Source organism: Nocardioides sp. Kera G14, from assembly GCF_020715565.1.
Classification (GTDB): Bacteria; Actinomycetota; Actinomycetes; order Propionibacteriales; family Nocardioidaceae; genus Nocardioides.
This window is the reverse complement of the sequence record NZ_CP085839.1, coordinates 889256-909008: the sequence shown is the minus strand read 5'-3', so window position 1 is coordinate 909008 and position 19753 is coordinate 889256. Positions and strand designations below refer to the sequence as shown.

The 19753-nt window shown below is 70.4% G+C and carries 16 protein-coding genes; 6 read left to right on the top strand and 10 right to left on the bottom strand.

What is annotated here, in order from left to right:
- Positions 1-28 precede the first annotated feature (28 nt).
- The 5 genes from LH076_RS04500 to moeZ form a co-directional block, all read right to left on the bottom strand.
- On the bottom strand, positions 29-3214 hold the full coding sequence (locus LH076_RS04500; protein ID WP_227782804.1) for a UvrD-helicase domain-containing protein: 3186 nt from the start codon (positions 3212-3214) through the stop codon (positions 29-31).
- Positions 3211-6405 carry an ATP-dependent helicase gene (locus LH076_RS04495; protein WP_227782803.1) on the bottom strand — a complete coding sequence of 1065 codons (3195 nt, stop codon included), beginning with the start codon at positions 6403-6405 and terminating at the stop codon, positions 3211-3213. Before LH076_RS04495 ends, LH076_RS04500 begins: the two co-directional genes overlap by 4 nt.
- A gap of 7 nt (positions 6406-6412) precedes the next feature.
- Entirely contained in the window at positions 6413-6853 is a 441-nt protein-coding gene (locus LH076_RS04490) for a cupin domain-containing protein (protein ID WP_227782802.1), read from the bottom strand.
- Positions 6814-7974 carry a PucR family transcriptional regulator gene (locus LH076_RS04485; RefSeq protein ID WP_227782801.1) on the bottom strand — a complete coding sequence of 387 codons (1161 nt, stop codon included), beginning with the start codon at positions 7972-7974 and terminating at the stop codon, positions 6814-6816. Before LH076_RS04485 ends, LH076_RS04490 begins: the two co-directional genes overlap by 40 nt.
- A 76-nt stretch (positions 7975-8050) precedes the next feature.
- Positions 8051-9265, bottom strand: a complete 1215-nt coding sequence (gene moeZ / locus LH076_RS04480) for an adenylyltransferase/sulfurtransferase MoeZ (RefSeq protein ID WP_227782800.1) — start codon at positions 9263-9265, stop codon at positions 8051-8053.
- Positions 9266-9481: 216 nt separating this feature from the next.
- On the opposite strand from moeZ, the gene LH076_RS04475 reads away from it, so the two are divergent.
- The 3 genes from LH076_RS04475 to LH076_RS04465 all read left to right on the top strand — a co-directional run bounded on the left by LH076_RS04475 (position 9482) and on the right by LH076_RS04465 (position 10740).
- The gene (locus LH076_RS04475; RefSeq protein WP_227783571.1) at positions 9482-10060 is read left to right on the top strand and encodes a TetR/AcrR family transcriptional regulator; all 579 of its coding nucleotides are present in this window, start codon (positions 9482-9484) and stop codon (positions 10058-10060) included.
- A 19-nt stretch (positions 10061-10079) separates the two neighbouring features.
- The gene (locus LH076_RS04470; protein ID WP_227782799.1) at positions 10080-10301 is read left to right on the top strand and encodes a DUF3107 domain-containing protein; all 222 of its coding nucleotides are present in this window, start codon (positions 10080-10082) and stop codon (positions 10299-10301) included.
- A gap of 115 nt (positions 10302-10416) precedes the next feature.
- Positions 10417-10740, top strand: a complete 324-nt coding sequence (locus LH076_RS04465) for a GlsB/YeaQ/YmgE family stress response membrane protein (RefSeq protein WP_227782798.1) — start codon at positions 10417-10419, stop codon at positions 10738-10740.
- 7 nt (positions 10741-10747) lie between these two features.
- Here the strand turns inward: LH076_RS04465 and LH076_RS04460 are convergent, their stop codons facing one another.
- Entirely contained in the window at positions 10748-11446 is a 699-nt protein-coding gene (locus LH076_RS04460; protein WP_227782797.1) for a ferritin-like fold-containing protein, read from the bottom strand.
- Positions 11447-11550: 104 nt separating this feature from the next.
- On the opposite strand from LH076_RS04460, the gene LH076_RS04455 reads away from it, so the two are divergent.
- Both LH076_RS04455 and LH076_RS04450 read left to right on the top strand, forming a co-directional pair.
- Positions 11551-13026 carry a DEAD/DEAH box helicase gene (locus LH076_RS04455; protein ID WP_227782796.1) on the top strand — a complete coding sequence of 492 codons (1476 nt, stop codon included), beginning with the start codon at positions 11551-11553 and terminating at the stop codon, positions 13024-13026.
- A gap of 18 nt (positions 13027-13044) precedes the next feature.
- Positions 13045-14529, top strand: coding sequence for a SulP family inorganic anion transporter (locus LH076_RS04450; RefSeq protein WP_227782795.1), 1485 nt, complete (start codon positions 13045-13047; stop codon positions 14527-14529).
- Positions 14530-14543: 14 nt separating this feature from the next.
- Here the strand turns inward: LH076_RS04450 and LH076_RS04445 are convergent, their stop codons facing one another.
- The gene (locus LH076_RS04445; RefSeq protein ID WP_227782794.1) at positions 14544-16493 is read right to left on the bottom strand and encodes a primary-amine oxidase; all 1950 of its coding nucleotides are present in this window, start codon (positions 16491-16493) and stop codon (positions 14544-14546) included.
- Between the two features lie 35 nt (positions 16494-16528).
- Positions 16529-17308 (bottom strand): ParA family protein, encoded by a 780-nt coding sequence (locus LH076_RS04440; RefSeq protein WP_227782793.1) that lies wholly within the window; start codon positions 17306-17308, stop codon positions 16529-16531.
- A gap of 176 nt (positions 17309-17484) precedes the next feature.
- Between LH076_RS04440 and LH076_RS04435 the strand changes: the two genes are divergently transcribed.
- The gene (locus LH076_RS04435; protein ID WP_227782792.1) at positions 17485-18228 is read left to right on the top strand and encodes an SDR family NAD(P)-dependent oxidoreductase; all 744 of its coding nucleotides are present in this window, start codon (positions 17485-17487) and stop codon (positions 18226-18228) included.
- A gap of 16 nt (positions 18229-18244) precedes the next feature.
- Here LH076_RS04435 and LH076_RS04430 read toward each other — a convergent pair whose 3' ends face one another.
- Together LH076_RS04430 and LH076_RS04425 are read right to left on the bottom strand one after the other, a co-directional pair.
- Positions 18245-18853, bottom strand: coding sequence for a MarC family protein (locus tag LH076_RS04430; RefSeq protein WP_227782791.1), 609 nt, complete (start codon positions 18851-18853; stop codon positions 18245-18247).
- Entirely contained in the window at positions 18850-19728 is an 879-nt protein-coding gene (locus LH076_RS04425) for a PHP domain-containing protein (protein WP_227782790.1), read from the bottom strand. The genes LH076_RS04430 and LH076_RS04425 overlap by 4 nt, the downstream gene beginning before the upstream one ends.
- Between the last annotated feature and the right edge of the window lie 25 nt (positions 19729-19753).

The window sequence follows — 19753 nt, the reverse complement described above, 5'->3', positions numbered from 1 at the left end:
GTCCCGGACGTCGGATGCGCGGAGGGAGTCAGCCCTGCTGGCCGAGCAGGTCCTCGAGATCGCTGCGATCGGGGAGGTCCTCGGCCTCGACCAGCTCGCCGGTGCGGACGTAGTAGAACGCCGCCCGGACCTGGTCGATCGCTATGCCCTGCAGCTCGGCCCACGCCAGGCGGTAGATCGCCAGTTGGAGGGGATCGGCGGTGGCGGAGCGGTTGGTCTTCCAGTCGATGATCAGCCACCCCTCCCGGCCATCCGTCGAAGGCTCGGCATAGATCGCGTCGATCCGCCCCCGCACCACCTGACCGGCCAGCACGAGGGCGAACGGCGCCTCGACGAAGGCCGGCGGGCGCTCGGCGAAGGGCCCCGACTCGAAGGCCTTGATCACCTCGGCGAGATCGGCGTCGTCCTCGATGCCGGCATCGGCCTGGCCCGGCAGGTCGGTGAGGTCGAAGAGGTCCTGCTGGCCGAACCGGGTCTCCACCCAGGCGTGGAACCGCGTGCCGAAGCGCGCGGCCGCTGACGGACGGCGCGGCATCGGCCGGGCGAGCTCACGGGCGAAACCCTCCGGGTCCTCCTGCCAGCGTGAGAGTGCGGTGGCGGAGAGCGAGTCGGGTCGACGTACGACGACCTCGGTCGCGGTCTCCGCGCGGGCCTCGGCCAGGAGGCGGCCGAGCTCCTCGTCCCACTCGTTGACGATCGCGAGCTGCTCCATATCGAGCTCCTCGTCCGGGGCAGTCGGGTCGATCGAGGCCACGAGCTCGGCTGCGGCCCTGCGCAGGCGGGCTTCCTCGCCCGGGCCGGGCAATGGCCACGGCTTCTCGGGGTCGAGGGCGTCGTAGGGGTTGGCCGCTCCCTTCTCGGGCTTCTCCAGCCACTCCACGATCTCCTCCCACAGCTCGGTGAGCAGGTCGCGGACCAGCCGCTGGAAGGACGAGGGACCGAACGGCGTCCTCCGCGCCGTCCAGAGGTACGACGTCACCGAGAGCCGCGACTCGGCGCGGGTGAAGGCGACGTAGCCCAAGCGCAGCTCCTCGTTGGCGTCGTGCGCCTTGAGCCGCTGCTTCCACTCGTCGATGTCCGCCTTCGAGAAGCCGACCAGGTGCGGGATGTCGAACTCGTCGCGGCGCAGCGGTGACGGGATCACCGACGGTGTCGAGATCCACGTCGAGCGGCCCCGGTTGGAGGGGAACGCGGTCTCCGCGACGCCCATGCAGAAGACCTCCGCCCACTCCAGGCCCTTGGAGCGGTGGACGGTGAGCAGCTTGACCGAGTCGGCCTCGCTCGGCGTCGCCAGCTCGAGTCCGGACCCCTGCTCCTCCTCCGCGGTGAGATAGGCGAGGAGCGCGCTCATCGAGATGTCTCCGTCGATCGCCTGGAAGTCGGCGACCGCCTTGAGGAAGAGGTCGAGGTTGTCGCGTCTCGCCGCCGCGGCCGGTGTCGTGGCCGACGCCAGCTCGATGTCGGTGCCGAGGGTATCGACCACGCGACGGACCACGTCCATCAGCGGCTCACCGAGGTGGCTGCGGAGCATCCGCAGCTCGCCGGCGAGGAGGCCGAAGCGCTCGCGCGCCTCGGGTGAGTAGTCGAGGTCACCCGGGTCGGAGAGGGCGTCGTCGAGGGCGGGGAGCTCGGCCGGGTCGACGCCGTCTGCGAGGGAGGCGAGGGCCTCGTCGATCGGTCCGCGGTCGGAGTCGCGGCGCCCACCGGCCAGCTCCTCGGCACGCTTGGCCAGTAACCGCTGGTCGCGCAGCCCCACCGCCCAGCGCGGACCGTTGAGCAGGGTGAGCATCGCGGCATTGGCCGTGACGTCCTGCAGCAGATGGAGGACGGCGACGATCTCCGCGATCTCCGGCAACCGGAGCAGACCGGACAGCCCGACGATCTCGACCGGGATGCCGGCGTTGCTGAGCACGTCGAAGGCGAGGCCGGCGCTGGCGTTGTCACGGGTGAGCACCGCGAGCCGGGCCCAGTCCGTGCCCGCCTCGTGGACAGTGGCGATCTCCTCGGCCAGCCACACGAGCTCGTCGACCTGGCGCTCGAACACCTGCGTGGTGACGCGACCCGAACCTCGAGCAGGGTCGGCGACCAGCGGCTTCACCGACGGCGTGACGGCGAGCAGCGGCGCGGCCAGCGCGTTGGCGGCCTCGAGGATCCGCGCGCCCGAGCGCCGGTTGACCGTGAGGTGGAACAGGTCCGCCGGCTCACCTGAGGCCTTGGGGAAGACCGCGCCGAAACCGGTGATGTTGGAGACCGACGCGCCGCGCCAGCCGTAGATCGCCTGGTTGGGGTCGCCGACGGCCATGACCGCATGGCCGTCGCCGTACAGCTTCGACAGCATGATCGCCTGGGCCGTCGAGGTGTCCTGGTACTCGTCGAGCAGCACCACCTTGAAGCGATCCCGCTCCCCCGCGCCGACCTCCGGATGCTCGGTCGCCAGCTGGGCCGCCAGCGCGATCTGGTCGCTGAAGTCCATCAGGCCGAGCTCACGCTTGAGGCGGCGGTAGGTCTCGACGAGGTCCAGGAGCTCGCCGCGGCGCTCGAGGGTGTTGATCGCGGACTCGTAGACACCGAGGTAGGTCGAACGCGCCTTGCCGGCCTGCTCGGCCTCGAGCTCCCGCATGAACCCGACGCGCGCCTCCTCGTCGAAGGCACGCACCTCGGCCGGAGTGCGCAGGTGCTCGTTGAGCTGGCTGTCGAGGGCGAGCAGCCACTGGATCACCGTGGGCGGATGGTCCGAGAGCAGCATGACGACACCGCTGTGCCGGTCGATCGCGCGTGCGCCGAGCTGGTAGCGCGCCGCATCGGTGACGACGCGCGTGTCGGGCTCGTGGCCGATCCGCAGGCCGTGGTCGGAGAGCAGCGAGGCGGCATAGGCGTTGTACGTCGCCACCGTCGGCTCCAACACCTCCCCATCCTCGGTCTCGTCGAGGGCGCCGGCGGCCTCGAGGGCGCGCATGATCCGCGCCCGCAGCTCGGCGGTCGCCTTCGTGGTGAACGTGAGGCCGAGGATCTCGTCGGGCCGGACCTGGCCGGTCAGGACCAGGTAGACCACCCGGGCGGCCATGAGGGTCGTCTTGCCCGAGCCGGCACCGGCGATGACGACGGCCGGCTCGAGCGGCGCGGTGATCGCCGCCCACTGCTCGGGCGAGGCCGGGTGGGTCACGCCCATCAGGCGGGCGAGCTCCTCCGGGCTGTCGATCGACACGGGCGTCACGCGGTCACCGCCGCCGCACCGCGCGCCGGGCACAGTGACAGGAACGTGCACGTCCGGCAATGGTCGCCCTGGATCGCCGGGAACTCCTCGCGCCGGACCCGCCGGGCAGCGATGCCGAGCTCGATCTGCAGCGCGAGGCGCTCCTCGCTGTCGTCGGCGTGGACGGGCTGAGCCTGGACCTTGACCGGCGCGCTGAGGTCGGGTGAGCCGAGCTGGACCAGCTCGGCCCCGCCGCTGCCGGCGCCGGGCGCGAGCTCGGCGACGCCCCCGCGGTCGACGGCCAGCTGGTAGAGGCCGAGCTGGCGGTGGCGCAGCACGGCCGGGCCGGTCGGGACGTTCTTGCCAGTCTTGAGATCGACCACGACGACGTTGCCCTCGTGGTCGAGCTCCAGGCGGTCGAGGCGGCCACTCACGCGGACCAGATCGCCACCGTCCTCGTGGGTGACGGAGACGTCGGCACGGAAGGAGCTCTCCAGCCCGATCACCGTGCGCGGGTTGGAGCCGTGCCAGGCGAGGAACCGCTCCAGCGCGGCCCGGATGCGGGCGTGCTCGCGCACCCCCGACCACGAGGTCCGGAACTGCAGTCGCTCCCAGACCGCATCGACGTGGCTCATGAGCACCTCGATGTCCGGCGGCAGCTCCTTCGACGCCACCCGCTGCGCGAGCGCATGGACGAGCTCACCGACGTTCGCGGCCTGGTGCGAGGCGGCCACACCGCCCGCCTCGCGGGAGAGGAACCACTCCATCGGGCATTGGACGAGGCGATCCAGTGCGCTCGGCGAGATCGGAACCGGGCCGTCGGGGTCACGCAACGGGGACACCGCCCGGGTGGCCGAGCGGGTGCCCCACCACGTCGAGGGGTCCGCGGCAGGCACGAGGGCGCGGTCGCCGCGGGTCTCCGAGGCGAGGCGCGCGAGCCGGCGCGCTGCGGCATCGCGCAGCGCCGGCGGCGAGTCGGGTGAGGCGGCCACACGGCGGAGCTCGGCGACGAGGCCTCCGAGGGAGAGCGGCCGCTTCGGTCGTCCGATGATGCGCGTCGGCGGGACGCCGAGCTCCTCGAGGAACCGGCTCGGCTGCTCACCCTCGTCGTCGTTGCTGTGCACGGCGGTCACGATGAGACGCTCCCGGGCGCGGGTGCAGGCGACGTAGAAGAGCCTCCGCTCCTCGGCGAGCAGCTCGCGCGGTGACAGCGACGGGATCAACCCCTCACCCGCCGGCCCGATCCGGTCGGGCTGCAACAGTGACGAACGCCGCCGCAGGTCCGGCCACGCCTCGGCCTGGACGTGCGCGACCACGACGAGCCGCCACTCGAGCCCCTTCGAGCGGTGGGCCGTCAAGAGCCGTACGGCGGCACCCCGTGCTCCGCGCTCGGCCAAGGTGTCCGCAGGGATCTGCTGGGCGCCCAGGGTCTCGAGGAACACCCGTGCATCGGTGTGGTCCCGCGCCTCCTGCACCCGGGCGGCCGTCTCGAAAAGCGCGACGATCGCGTCGAGGTCGCGGTGGGCGCGCCGGGCGGCCGCGCCGCCGAGGTCGACGGACCGGCGCAGTCGCTCGGGCCATGAGGTCGCCGACCAGAGCTCCCAGAGCAGCTCCTCGGGACCGGCACCGTCGTCGGCCAGCACACGCACGCGGTGCAGCAGGGAGACCAGAGCGGAGGCCTTGGCGACATCCGCGGCGGCCGCACCGGTGACACCGGCAAGGAACGAGGGGTCGACGACCGCAGCACGGAGGAGCTCGCGCGATGGGCGGCGCTCGCGGGTGCGCAGGGCACGGGCCAGTCGGCGTACGTCCCCGGCGGCGAGGCCACCGAGCGGGCCGGTGAGCAGGGCCTCGATCCGGGACGGGTCGAGGTAGCCGCCGCGTAGCGGGTCGTCGTTGTCGAGGTTGAGCGCAGCACGCAGGGCCTCGAGCAGCGGCTCGACCGCCGGGTCGCGGACGAGCGGCACCTCGTCGCCGGCGACCTCGACGGGCACACCGAGTGCGCCGAGCGCCCGGCGTAGCGGCGGGATCGAGGAGCGACCGGAGCGCACCAGCACGGCCATCTCGTCCCAGTCGATCCCGTCCTCGAGGTGGGCGCGGCGGAGCAGGTCGGCAACGTGCTCGGCCTCGGCCCGCTCGCTGTCGAACGTCAGCACCTGGACCCGGCCGTCCGGCCCGGCCGCCTCCGGGGCAAGGAAGGCCTCGCGGGCGTCGGAGTCGATCGTCCCGGGAAGGCCGATCCGCCCCGCGACCCGCTGCGCCGCGGTGAGCACGCGGAGCCCGAAGCGCCGCGTGGTGCGCAGGGCGACCACCGGTGCCGGGTCGCCCGAGGCGGTCGGGAACGTGGTCGGGAACTCCAAGATCCCCCGCACCTCGGCGCCACGGAAGCCGTAGATGGACTGGTGCGGATCACCCACGGCAACGAGGTTGCCTCCGTCGCCGGCCAGTGCCTGCAGGAGCGCGATCTGCCCGGGGTCGGTGTCCTGGAACTCGTCGACGAAGATCCACCGGTACCGCGCGCGAAGGTCGGCCTGGTGCGCCTCCGCCTCGATGGTCGCCCGCCGGATCAGGTCGGGATAGTCGATCGCCCCCTGCGCGTCGAGGATCGTGAGGTACTGGTCGAGGAACAACCCGGCGGCCGCGAACTCCGGCACGCCCTCGGTGAGGCCGAGCTCGTGCAACGCCGACCCCTCGAGCCCCTTCTCCCGGGCACGGGAGAGCACCGAGGCGACCTCACGGGCGAAGCCTCGGGTGCCGAGCGCGTGGCGGAACGACTCGGGCCAGCGGACGGACTCGGGGTTCTCTGCGAGCAGCTCGCGCAGCACGACGTCGGCCTCGGGCGCCGAGAGCAGCCGCAGAGGTGCGTCGTAGAGCTCGGCCGGGGCGTAGCGCCGCACCAGCTGGTAGGCGAAGGAGTGGAACGTCGAGCAGGGGTTGGCGGTCATGGTGCGACCGAGCCGCCCGGTCACGCGGTCGCGGAGCTGCTCGGCCGCCTTGCGGGAGAAGGTCAGCGCCAGCACCTCGTCGGGGGAGGCTCCCCGGCGCTCGATCCGGTCGACGATCGCCTCGACGAGAGTCGTCGTCTTGCCCGTGCCCGGCCCCGCGAGCACCAGGAGCGGGCCGGCGCCGTGCTCGACCACACGGCGCTGGTGCTCATCGAGCGTTGGCGCCGTGGGAGCAGCGGCAGGGGGTGCGAGGTGGTACGTCGTCACAGGGGCGTCACGCGAGGGCGAAGTCGTCGAAGTCGAAACCGGGGCTGACCATGCAGCTCACGATGGCATCGACCTCCGACACAACCGTGCGCTGCCACACGCCGGCCGGTACGTGAGCCTGGGGCACCTCGCCCGCCGCCAGGTCGACACCGACCCGCACGATCTCCCCGTCGACGGGGACGGAGCCGGAGCCGCCGTACTGCAGCTGCACGACCCCGGTGTGGGCCATCCAGAACTCGTCGGAGCTGACCTTGTGCCAGGCCGAGCTCTCCCCCGCGGGCAGCGCGAAGTAGATCAGCGTCGAGGCCGCACGGACGCGCCCGTCCGCAAGCGTCACCTCCACCGGCGAGCGCCACGTCTGTCGGTAGTGACCGCCCTCGGGGTGGGGCTCCAGGCCGAGCTCGGCGATCACCGCACTGATGTCGGGCTTGATGTCGGGGACGTCCACGCGCCCAGTATGCGCAGGGCCACGGCGACATCGAGCCGTCGGGCCGGGTCGTCGGCCAACGGGCCCAGCCAGCGCTCGAACTTCGTGACGCGGAAGCGCACCGTCATGTAGTGGAGGTACTGCAGGCGGGCCGCCTCGGCGATGTTCCAGTCAGTGTCGAGCAGCAGCTGCAGGGTGCGTCGCAGGTCGGCCGCCTCGGAGGTGTCGGCGGCCAACGGGCCCAGCATGTCCGAGGCGTAGGCCGCCGCGTCGGACGCCGGCACCAGGGCCAGCAGCCGGTCGACCCCCAGCCGCTGGAAGTACGTCGTCACCGCGCCACCCCGATCACGCCCGACCGCCAGGGCCCGCTCGGCCTCACGGGCCGCCTCGCCGAGATCACCGACACCGGCCACCACCCGGCTGACGCCGACACTGAACGGGCGCCCGATCGCCACCCCGGCGACCAGCTCGTCGACGCTCGGGACGAGGGAGACGGGCAGCACCGCCATGAGCAGCTCGTCGAGGTCGATCAGCCGCGCCGGAGCACCGCAGTGATCGAGCTCGGAGCGCCAGGCCTCGGCCAGTCGCTCCCGCGCGACGAGGTCGGGCTGCCGCCGGCCCCCGTGCACCGGGTCGAGGGCGACGGCCAGGACGATGAGGGGCTGGTCGACGTCCCAGCCGAGGAGGGACGCATCACCGGGCCCGGCGCAGAGCTGCGCCCAGGCCGCACGCAGGGTCTCGTTGTCGGCTGCGACCGTGACCCGACGGTCGGCCATCACCTCGGCCAGCGTCCCGGCCAGCGCTCGCACTGTCGCCGGGCTCGGCGTGAGACCGTCGACGGATACCGACAGGAGCCAGCCGAGCAGGCACTCGGAGCCGGCGCCGGTGAAGAGCGGCAGGCTGGTGACGGAGGCGGGACCCCAGCGAAGCGGCCCGGCGTCGAGCCGTTCGACACGGACACGGCCCGCCGGGTCGACGAGGTCACGCTCCTCGAGCAGGACGTGTTCGTCGAGGCTGAGGTCGGCGGCGCGCATCTGACCGTCCGGCGCGGTCAGCACCGTCCCGGCGATCAGCATGTCGTCCAGTCGCACCGCCGGCCTCGCCGACACCGCCGCTTCGCGGTCCACCACGTGGTCCTCCACGTGGCCGACCCTAGGACGGCGATCACCCGTCCGGTATCAGCCGAACGGGTGATCGTGGGTGACCTGGGTCAGTGCCTCAGTAGGTCGGCTGCGAGGGGTCGATCTGGTTGACCCAGGCGACTACGCCGCCGCCGACGTGCACGGCGTCGTTGTAACCGGCGCCCTTCGCGATCGCGAGGCACTCGGCCGAGCGGACGCCGGACTTGCAGTGCAGCACGAGCTGCTTCTCGCCGTCATGCGTGAGCTCACGGAGGCGGTCGAAGGCGGCACCGGTGAGGAACTCGCCCTTCGGCAGCAGCGTCGAGCCCGGGATCTTGTTGATCTCGTACTCGTTGGGCTCGCGTACGTCGACGAGCACGAAGTCGCGGGCGCCCTCGGACTGCTCCTTGATCCAGTGCTCGAGCGTGCCGACCGAGATCGTCGAGCCGGCGGCGGCGTCGGCGGCGTCCTGGGAGAGGGCGCCGCAGAAGACCTCGTAGTCGATCAGCGAGTCGACCGTCGGGTGCTCACCGCAGAGCGCGCAGTTCGGGTCCTTGCGGATACGGACCTTGCGCCACTCCAGCTCGAGCGCGTCGTAGACCACGAGCTTGCCGATCGCGGGGTCACCGATCCCGGTGATCAGCTTGATCGCCTCGTTCACCTGGATGCTGCCGATGGAGGCGCACAGGACACCGAGCACGCCACCCTCGGCGCACGACGGGACCATGCCGGGGGGCGGCGGCTCCGGGTAGAGGCAGCGGTAGCAGGGCGCGTCGTCGACGAGGGTCGGCGCGAAGACCGACGCCTGGCCGTCGAAGCGGTAGATCGAGCCCCACACGTACGGGATCTTCAGGAAGTAGGCCGCGTCGTTGACCATGTAGCGGGTCGCGAAGTTGTCCGTGCCGTCGACGATGAGGTCGTAGCCCTCGAAGATCCGGAAGACGTTGTCGTTGTCGAGGCGCTCGTTGTGCAGCACCACGTTGACGTACGGGTTGACCTCGGCGATCGCCTGCGCGGCGGACTCGGCCTTGGGCTGGCCGATGGTCGACTGCTTGTGGATGATCTGGCGCTGCAGGTTGGACTCATCCACCTCGTCGAACTCCACGATGCCGAGCGTGCCCACGCCGGCCGCGGCCAGGTAGAGCAGGGCCGGTGAGCCCAGGCCGCCGGCGCCGATGACCAGCACCTTGGCGTTCTTGAGCCGCTTCTGGCCGGCCATGCCGACGTCGGGGATGATCAGGTGGCGGCTGTAGCGGCGCACCTCGTCGATGGTGAGCTCGTCGGCGGGCTCCACGAGCGGCGGAACAGTCACGGCGCTCTCCTCACTGGTTGTCGGTCTGGGCGTACGTCGCAGCTCCAAAGGGCGCGAACAAGGTCGCAACGCCGGCGTACCCCTCCATTGTTCCGCACCTACTCACGAGTAGCCTTTAGGGACCACATGTTTGAGACGAGCCCGCGGGAAGCAGGACATGCAGTGACGACCGACTACGACACGAGGGACCTCGGTCCGCGCCCCCGCGGCGGCCGGATGCCGCGCCGTGAGCGCCGTGCGCAGCTCCTCGACTCGGCACTCGAGATCTTCGTCGCCCAGGGCTACCACTCGGCGGCGATGGACGACATCGCCGATCGGGCAGGTGTCTCCAAGCCCGTGCTCTACCAGCACTTCCCCGGCAAGCTCGACCTCTACCTCGCACTGCTGGAGCAGTCGTGCGACCACGTCATCGAGAAGGTCCGCGACGCCCTCGCCTCCACGACCGACAACAAGCAGCGCGTGGATGCCACCATCGACGCCTTCTTCGCGTACGTCGCCAGCGAGTCCGGCGCGTTCCGGCTGGTCTTCGAGTCCGACCTGACCAACGAGCCCGCGGTGCGCGACCAGGTCGACCGGGTCACGAACGAGTGCGCCGAGGCGATCGCCGACGTGATCGCCGACGACACCGGGCTCCCCCGCGCCGCCTCGCTGCTCCTCGCCGTCTCGCTGGTGGGAATGGCCCAGCAGTCCTCTAGGTTCTGGCTGGAGGCTGACGGTGGCATCGCACGCGAGCAGGCCGCAGCCCTTGTGTCCGCGCTCGCCTGGCGCGGCATCGGTGGATACCCCAAGTCATGATCAACGAGAAGGAGTGACCGTGGAGGTCAAGATCGGCGTCCAGTACGCCGCACGTGAGCTGGTCGTCGAGACCGACGAGTCCGTCGACGCGATCGAGTCGGCCGTTTCCGCCGCGATCGCCGGTGAGACGCTGCTGACCCTCACGGACCGCAAGGGCAAGAAGATCTTCGTCCCGGCGTCGAAGATCACGTACGTCGAGATCAGCTCGGCCACGGCGAACGCGGTCGGCTTCCGCGCCTGATCCCGCCCCTCGCGGCGGCCGGCCGCGTCATGGGATCTGTTTAAAGCCGTCTCTCCGGGTACAGGATCACCATGGTGCACGTCCGTGCGCCGATCTCGCTCGGAAAGGATCCACGATGGACGTCGTCTGGTTCATCATCACCACCCTGATCGGTGGCCTGATCATCGGCATGCTCGGGAAGTTCGTCGCGCCCGGCGGCCGGGACAACATCTCGTTCCTCACGATGTGGGTCGTCGGCATCATCGGGATGCTCGTCGGCAGCTTCCTCTACTGGGGCGTGGCCGGAAGCAACAACAAGCCCTTCGACGGCCACGAGGCCACGTGGGACAACGCCACGAACGGCATCGACTGGATCCGTCACCTGTGGCAGATCGTGGTGACCGCCGTGCTGGTCGCGATCGCGTCGGCCGTGCTGGGCCGCAACACCCGCCGGGTCTGACCGCTTCTCAGTGTTCCAAGCCGAGGGTGGCCATCCGTTCGATGTGACGGGTGGTCACCCTCGTGAACATTTCGCCGATACCGGCGAGGTCCAGGCCACCGAACGTGGCGTTGCCGGCGAGGATCTCGGTGAGCGCGTCACGTGACGCGGCGACGTGCTGGGTCTGGGTGAGCGCCTCACCCATCAGGCGGCGGCCCCAGAGCGCGAGGCGGCCGCCGAGCTTGTGGTCGGCGGCGATGCCGGCCCGGATGCGCGCGATGGCGAAGTCGGTCTCGCCCTCGTCACTCAGCGTGGAGGTGATCAGGGCACGCGTCTCCTCATCGAGGAACGCGGAGATCTCACGGTAGAAGTCGCCGACGATGCCGTCGCCGACGTACGCCTTCACCAGGGCCTCCCACCAGTCGCCGGGGGCGGTGAAGGAGTGGAACGAGTCGATCGCCTCGTGGAAGGGCTCCATCGCGGCGAACGGGTCCTCAGTCAGCTCGGCGAGGCGCGCCCGGACAGGTTCGACCTTGGCGAACTGCCGATTGGCGAGCGCGAGCAGCGCGAGCTTGTCCTCGAGTGAGGGCGCCATCGCCGCGTCGTCCGTCAACCGCTCGAAGGCCGAGATCTCGCCGTAGCCGATCGCGCCGAGAAGGTCGACGACCGCGCCCTTGTAGACCGGATCGGTGAACGGATCCCCTGCAGCCTGCGTCGATGCAACCACGGTCTCACCCTACCGATAGACTGACTCTTGTATGTCCGGCGGCACAGAGGCCGCTACGAACCCGGTGACGGATCCGTCACGAAACTGAAAGCGGCCAACAAAATATGCCTACCTTCCGCGACCTCGGCGTCCTGCCCGAGATCTGTGACTCCCTCGAGTCCAAGGGGATCATCGAGCCCTTCGCCATCCAGGAGATGACCCTGTCGGTCGCCCTCGCCGGCACCGACCTGATCGGCCAGGCCCGCACGGGCACCGGCAAGACCCTCGCCTTCGGCATCCCGGCCGTGCAGCGCATCGGCGCGCAGGCCAACGGCAAGCCGCAGGCGCTCATCGTCGCCCCGACCCGTGAGCTCGCGCTCCAGGTCTTCGGTGACATCGAGCTGATCTCCTCCAACCTCGGCCTGCGTGTGATGTCGATCTACGGCGGCGTCGGCTTCGAGCCGCAGATCGAGGCCCTCGAGGCCGGCGTCGATGTCGTCGTCGGTACGCCGGGTCGCATCATCGATATGGTCAACCGCAAGCACCTCGACCTCTCCGAGGTCAAGACGCTCGTGCTCGACGAGGCCGACGAGATGCTCGACCTGGGCTTCCTCCCCGACGTGGAGAAGATCCTCTCCAAGACCCCGAAGACGCGTCAGACGATGCTCTTCAGCGCCACCATGCCGGCCGCGATCATCGCCCTGGCCCGCACCCACCTCGTCTCGCCGATGAACATCCGCGCCGAGGCCAGCTACGAGAACGCGACCCACAAGACGACGACGCAGTACGTCTACCAGGCCCATGACCTCGACAAGCCCGAGATGATCGGCCGCCTGCTCCAGGGCAACCCGGAGGGTGGCGTCGACAAGGTCGTCGTCTTCGCCCGCACCAAGCGCCAGGCCCAGCGCGTCGCCGACGACCTCGTCGAGCGCGGCTTCAACGCCGGTTCGCTGCACGGCGACATGGCCCAGATCGCCCGGGAGAAGGCAATGCAGCGCTTCCGTGACGGCAAGATCCAGATCCTCGTCTGCACCGACGTCGCCGCCCGCGGTATCGACGTCACCGGTGTCTCCCACGTCATCAACTACACGACGCCTGACGACGAGAAGACCTATGTCCACCGGATCGGCCGTACCGGCCGTGCCGGCGCCTCCGGCATCGCCGTGACGTTCGTCGACTGGGCCGACCTCCACAAGTGGAAGATGATCAACAAGGCCCTCGACCTCAACTTCGACGACCCGGCCGAGACCTACTCATCCTCCGAGAACTTCCTCACCGACCACGCGATCGTCAAGGGCACCAAGGGCCGCGTTAAGCCAGCGGCCGCGCCGACTGCATCATCTGGGCGCAAGGAGCGCCCGTCCGCCCGCGAGGCCGGCTCGGGCGACCGCGCTCCCCGCCAGCGCACGGACCGCAACCGGACCCGCACGCGCGGCGGCTCCGCCGACGGTACGTCGACCGCCACCGCTCCTGCCGAGGGCTCCGCGTCCACCGCGACTGCCGAGGGCGAGAAGCCGGCCGGCGCCTCGCGCAACCGCCGTCGTCGCCGCCGCCCGAGCGGTTCGAGCGGTTCGGGCAGCAGCGCTCCGGCGCAGGACTGACTCCCCGCACTGCCTGACGTGTCGGTCGCACTTCCCCGCCCTCTCGACGTCCGGACTGCGCTCAGGTCACCGCGTCTGCTGCGGATCGAGGTGCTCGGCGGCCTCGTCGTCGCGCTCGCGCTGATCCCCGAGGCGATCTCGTTCTCGGTGATCGCCGGCGTCGACCCACGCGTGGGGCTCTTCGCCTCGGTCACCATGGCCGTCACCACCGCGATCGTCGGCGGGCGTCCGGCGATGATCTCGGCGGCGACCGGCGCGGTCGCCCTGGTGGTCGCGCCGGTCGCGAAGGAGCACGGCCTCGACTACCTCGTCGCCACGGTCCTGCTCGCCGGACTGCTCCAGGTCCTGCTGGGTCTGCTCCAGCTCGCGCGCCTGATGCGCTTCGTGCCGCGGTCGGTGATGGTCGGCTTCGTCAACGCGCTCGGCATCCTGCTCGCCACCGCCCAGTGGGACAACCTGCACGACGTGCCGTGGATCGTCTATCCCCTCGCGGCCCTCTCGATCGGCATCATCTGGCTCCTTCCGCGGGTGACCACCGCAGTGCCGTCGCCCCTCGTCGCCATCGTCGTGCTGACCGCGATCACCTGGGCAGCAGCGGTCGACGTACCGACGGTGAGTGACAAGGGCCGCCTGCCCGACAGCCTGCCGCCGTTCGGTCTGCCGGACGTGCCGTGGACGTGGGACACGTTCCAGGCCATCGCGCCCTACGCGCTCGGGATGGCGCTGGTCGGCCTGATGGAGTCGCTCATGACGGCGAAGTTCGTCGACGACCTCACCGACACGCACTCGGACAAGCACCGCGAAGCCCGCGGGCAGGGCATCGCCAACCTCGTCACCGGCCTCTTCGGCGGCATGGGCGGCTGCGCGATGATCGGCCAGACGATGATCAACGTCCGCCAGTCCGGCGCACGCACCCGCATCTCGACCTTCCTCGCCGGCGCCTTCCTGCTGGTGCTGCTGCTCGCGCTCGGCGACGTCGTCGGCCGGATCCCCATGGCCGCGCTCGCCGGCGTGATGATCATGGTCGCCGTCGGCACCTTCGACTGGCACAGCCTGCGCATGCTCCGCCGGATGCCCGCCTCCGAGACGACCGTCATGGTGACCACCGTCATCGTCGTCGTCGCGACCCACAACCTCGCCATCGGCGTGGTGGTCGGCGTGATCGTCGCCGCGCTCCTCTTCGCCCGTCGTGTGGCGCATCTCGCCGACGTACAGCGAGAACTGGTGACGAGCGCCGACGGTGCGGCGGTGGCGCACTACCGCGTCACCGGCGAGCTCTTCTTCGCCTCCAGCAACGACCTCTACGCCCAGTTCGACTACGCCGAGGACCCCTCCCGCGTCGTCATCGACGTCAGCGACTCCCACGTCTGGGACGCCTCCACCGTCGCCGCCCTCGACGCCGTCACGACGAAGTACGCCGGCCGCGGCACCGACGTCGAGGTCCGCGGGCTCAACGAGGCGAGCGAGGCGCTCTACGCCCGCCTCACCGGCCGCCTGGGCTGATCCGCTCCCGCGCCTCAGTGGTGGTGGCAGTGGTCTCCCGAGCCCTCGGACGGCGCGACGTCGAGGGCGGGGTTGCGGTCGAAGAAGCCGACGGGCTTGAGCCAGAAGCTGACGATGTCGACGGGCATCACCGGCCAGTCCTCGGGACGCGGGACGTGGTGGATGCCGAAGGTGTACCAGAGCACCACGTCGGTGTTCTCGATGCTGCGATCGGCCCGGGTCCACACCGGGAGTCCGGTGTCCGTCGTGGACTGGGTGACGAACTCACCACAGGGCCAACGCTCGTCGGGCGCGTAGGGCGTGACCCAGAGCGCGTGCTCGAGGACGCGGGCCCGTTCGAGCACCGGCGAATCGGGGGCGAGCATCGACGGGATCGCCGCGCCGGGCACGAGCTTGTAGGCCGGCGCTTGACCCAATCCCCCTTGTTTGTTGGGGTTCGTGACCTTCCAGGCCCGCTGGGTCTCCCAGCTGAAGTCCTGCTTCCCGTCCGCCTCCGTCCTCAACGGCGTCGACGTCGCCTGCAGTGCGAGCCCGTCCGGGTTCGCCGGTCCGACGGGCGGCTGCACGGTCTCCGTCATCACGACCGTGTTGCCACTGCCGTCCTCAGCGTCGACGGCGAGGTCGAGCCGGGCGACGATGAAGTGCTGGTGGATGGGCGCATACGTTCCTTGGTCGACGACCGGCCCGGCAGGAGCACCGGCGGAGGCGTCGTACGGCGTCGTCACCATGATCCCGGTGGCGCGGACCTCGCACTCGATGTTGCCGTCCTCGTAGAAGCGCCAGTAGACGAGGTACTCGTAGTTCGCGACGGTGGTGTGGAACGAGACGACGAACCGGCGTGACCGGCGCACCTCGGCGCCGGCGCGGTAGTCGACGTGCTTCCAGAGCACCCCGCTGTCCTCCTCGTGGAGGCAGACGGCGTTGCGGATCTCCTTGGGTTGGCCCTTCGAGTCGGCCAGGACCGCGTCGAGGTAGACGATCTCGCCGAGGCAGTCACAGCCCAGCTCGAGCGAGGTGGTCATGTTGCCCAGGCCCCACTCGCCGATGTCGTACGCCGTCCGGCGGAAGTGCTGCGAGCCAGCATCGCGATAGGGCACGACCATCTCGGCGAAGCTCAGCCGGTCAGCGACGGAGCGACCGTCGTAGGTGACCTGGTGAAGGGTGAGCCCCTCGCGGTAGTTGAACCCGACCCGCATCCTCCAGCGCTGCCACCCCAGCTCCTGACCCTCGACGGTGAATCCGGCGCCGTCGGGCTGGACGATGTCCAGTGTGGAGCGATCGGTGCGCACCTCGAAGCCGTCGACCTTCTCGGCCACGAGCCTCGGGAGGTACTCCCCCATCACCGGCGCGAAGACGGTCGGCAGGCTGGGCCCGTGGGCACCAGAGGTGCCGTGGACCTCGATCTCGAGGAGCTCGCCGGCATTGAGGTCGAGGATCGGCGTGATGCCGGGGATCGGGTGTGCGTACGGGTTGCCGTTCTCCGAGCCGCGGACCCAGAGGTCCACCCAGCCGACCCGCTTGCCGGCGTACCGCTCGGGGATGAGATGGCCGCCGAAGGCCCACATGTCGAAGAGCACGTCGTCGTCGGACTCGATGCCGCGCTCGGCGAGGGCGGCGAGGAGGTCGGGGTGACCGCGCAGGACCTGGTCGGTGACCTCCCAGTCCGTGTCGGTCATGTTGGGCTGCACGCCCTCGAGCTGCTCCCAGCTGCTGATCGCGTCGCCGGCAGGGTCGTCGGCGAGCGAGATCAGGGCGCGGTACGCCGTCCCCTCCGGCCTCTGCCACACGACTGCGTGCGCACGCCGGTCGACAGGAGCACCCTCACGCAGCTGGCGCCGCGTGGGCTCGACCGCCTCGACGAAGGCCATCGCCCACCCCGGCCCGAACCCCTTATCCCGTTGCAGAACGGCCGTCACACGGCGGATCTCGTCGGCGGAGAGGGGATCGAGCGCGTGATTCGCCATGCCGGCCACTCTAGGCCGGGCGTGTCACCCGCGGGTTACGACTTTGGCGAGGCGCGCTTGAGCAGGTTGGCGGCCACCTCGCGGTAGGCCTTCGCGCCCTTGCTGGAGCGGCTGGTCGCGAGGATCGAGCGGCCGGCGGCGGGAGCCTCGGCGAACTTGATCGTCTTCGGGATCGGCGGCTCGACGACATCGAGGTCGTAGGTCTCGCTGATCGTGTCGAGCACGGTGCGGGAGTGGTTCGTGCGGCCGTCGAAGAGAGTCGGCAGCACGCCCCAGACCTCGAGGCCCTTGTTGGTGAAGCGGCGCACGTCGTGGACGGTGTCGAGCAGCTGTCCGACACCACGGTGGGACAGCGTCTCGCACTGCAGCGGGATGAGCACGCCGTCCGCCGCCGTCAGGGCTGCCACGGTGAGCACCCCGAGGGAGGGTGGGCAGTCGAGCAGGATCCAGTCGTAGGCCTCCCGGCCCTCGGCGAGCTCCTCGAGCGACCCCTTGATCACGTGCTCGCGGCCGGTGCGCGTGAGCAGGTCGGCCTCTGCGCGGGCGAGCTCGATCGTCGCCGGCAGCAGGTCGACGCCGTCCTCGGTCTCGAGGATCACCTCGGCCGGGGCGGTGCCCTTGGTCAGCACCTGGTGGACCGAGACCTCGACGTCCTCGGGGTCCACGCCCAGGCTGAAGGTCAGGCAGGCCTGCGGGTCCAGGTCGACGAGCAGCACCTTCTGGCCGAGCTCGGCGAGGGCAGCCCCCAGCGACGCGACGGACGTCGTCTTGGCGACGCCGCCCTTCTGGTTGGCGACTGCGAGTGTGATCGTCATGGCGCCGCCCATCATGCCCCAGGAGGCGCACCCTCGGCAGCCGGTCCCGCGGGCCGGATTCCCCCGGCGGCCACTGCGGCATCGGTTCTGACCATGACCCACTCCCGGCCGCAGTTGGTCACGGTCACCACCAATGCGTCAGTGTCGACCGAACGCATGGGCCTAGGCTCGAGCCCATGCCCACCGCCCTCATTACCGGCGCGACCGCCGGCATCGGACTCTCCTTCGCCCAGCAGCTTGCCGCACGCGGACATGATCTCGTGCTCGTCGCGCGGGACGAGGCGCGGCTGGTTGCCACCGGGGAGGAGTTGCAGTCGACGTACGGCGTGACTGTCGAGATCCTGCCCGCGGACCTGACCGACCGCATCCAGCTCAAGGGGGTCGAGGAGCGTGTCGCCTCCACCGAGAAGCCGATCGACCTGCTCATCAACAACGCCGGCTTCGGACTGAAGCAGCGCTTCGCGGACAACACGGCCGACCAGGAGACGGAGATGCTCGAGGTCCTGGTCACGGCCGTGCTGCGCCTCTCGCACGCCGCGCTCTCGGTGAAGGCGAACATCATCAACGTCTCGAGCGTCGCCGGCTTCCTGCCGCGGGGTACCTACAGCGCGGCGAAGGCGTGGGTGAACTCCTTCAGCGAGTGGGCGCACAACGAGTACCGTGACCAGGGCGTGACCGTGACCGCGCTGTGCCCGGGCTTCACGAAGACGGAGTTCCACCAGCGGATGGGTGTCGGCCGCGACAGCGCGCCGAGCTTCATGTGGCTCGACGTCGACGACCTGGTGGCCGAGGCGCTCGCGGACCACGAGAAGGGCAAGGCCTTCTCGATCCCGAGCGTCCGCTACAAGGCTGTCGTCGGGGCGTCCAAGCTCATCCCGCGTGGCGTGCTGCAGCGCTTCCAGTCGCTCGGCCGGAAGTAGCTCAGGCGGAAGTAGCTCAGCCGGCCTCGATGAACGCCTTCACCGCATCGGCGACCATCTGCACCGCGATGGCCGCGAGGAGCAGACCGGCGATGCGGGTGACGAGCAGGATGCCGCTCTCGCGGAGCAGCCGTTGCAGCGGCAGTGAGAAGCGCATCGCCAGCCACAACGACACGTGCACGGCGACGATGCCGAGCGCGACGGCCACGCCGTCGGAGAACCCGTCGACCCGGTGCACGAAGAGCATCGTCGCGACGATCGCGCCGGGCCCGGCGAGCAGCGGGGTGCCGAGAGGCACGAGGGCGACGTTCTTCGCCTTGCCCTGGGTCAGGGAGTTCTCGTCCTCGTCGCCTGTGAGCAGCTCGAGGGCGACGAGGAGCAGGAGCAGGCCCCCAGAGGCCTGCATCGCGGGCAGCGTGATCCCGAGGTAGTCGAGGATCCCCTGCCCGAAGATCGCAAAGACCACGATGACGAAGAACGCGACCAGCACCGCCTGCCAGGCCGCCCGCCGCGCCATCACGGACGTGCGCCCGGCGGTCAGCGACAGGAAGACCGGCACGGTGCCGACCGGGTCCATGATCACGAAGAGGGTCACGAAGACCTCGACCGCGAGGGTGATGTTCATGCCGGCCTCACCATCTCAGGCGTACGTCGTCCACTGGCGACAGCCGACGCGGCGGCCGCTGCGAGGAGCCGGTCCAGCTCTGAGGGGTCGGTGGTGTTCACGCCGAGGTCGTGCCCCTTCTTGCCGAGACCGTGGTGGTCACTGGAGCCTGTGATGACCAGGCCGAGGTTGAGCGCGATGGCGCGAAGCTCCTGACGCATCGACGGCGTGTGGTCCTGATGGTCCACCTCGAGGCCGACCAGCCCGATCTCCTGGAGTGCCGCGAAGTCGGCTTCGGTCAGCCGGGTGCTGGAGCGTCCCCACGGGTGGGCGATCACCGCGACGCCTCCCGCCGCCGTCACAACGCGGATCATCTCGACCAGGTCCGAGGCGTAGCGGTGCACGTTGGCCGGCTTCCCCCATCCGAGGTAGCGCGAGAACGCCTCGTCGCGGTCGAGGACGTGCCCGAGCCGGACGAGCGCGTCGGCCACGTGAGGGCGGCCGGTCGAGACGGCGTCGGCAGACTCGGCACGCACGTCCTCCACCGTGATCGCCAACCCCAGCGAGTTGAGCCGGTGCACCATCCGCTCGACGCGCCCATCGCGCCCCTCGAGGATCCGGCCGAGCTCGTCGAGCAGCGGAGGGTAGGTCGGGTCGGGCAGATACCCGAGCAGGTGCACGCCGTGGCCGTCGTACCGCGTGCTGAGCTCGAGGCCCTGGACCAGCCCGATCCCGGCCTCCGCAGCGGCAACGGCAGCCTCGGCCCAGCCGTCGGTCGTGTCGTGGTCGGTGAGGCCGATGACATCGAGACCGGCACGCGCAGCAGCGTGGACGAGCTCGGTCGGCGTATCGGTTCCGTCACTCACCCGCGAATGGGTGTGGAGGTCGATGCGCACCCGCCAAGATTAGGGGCGGTGTGTT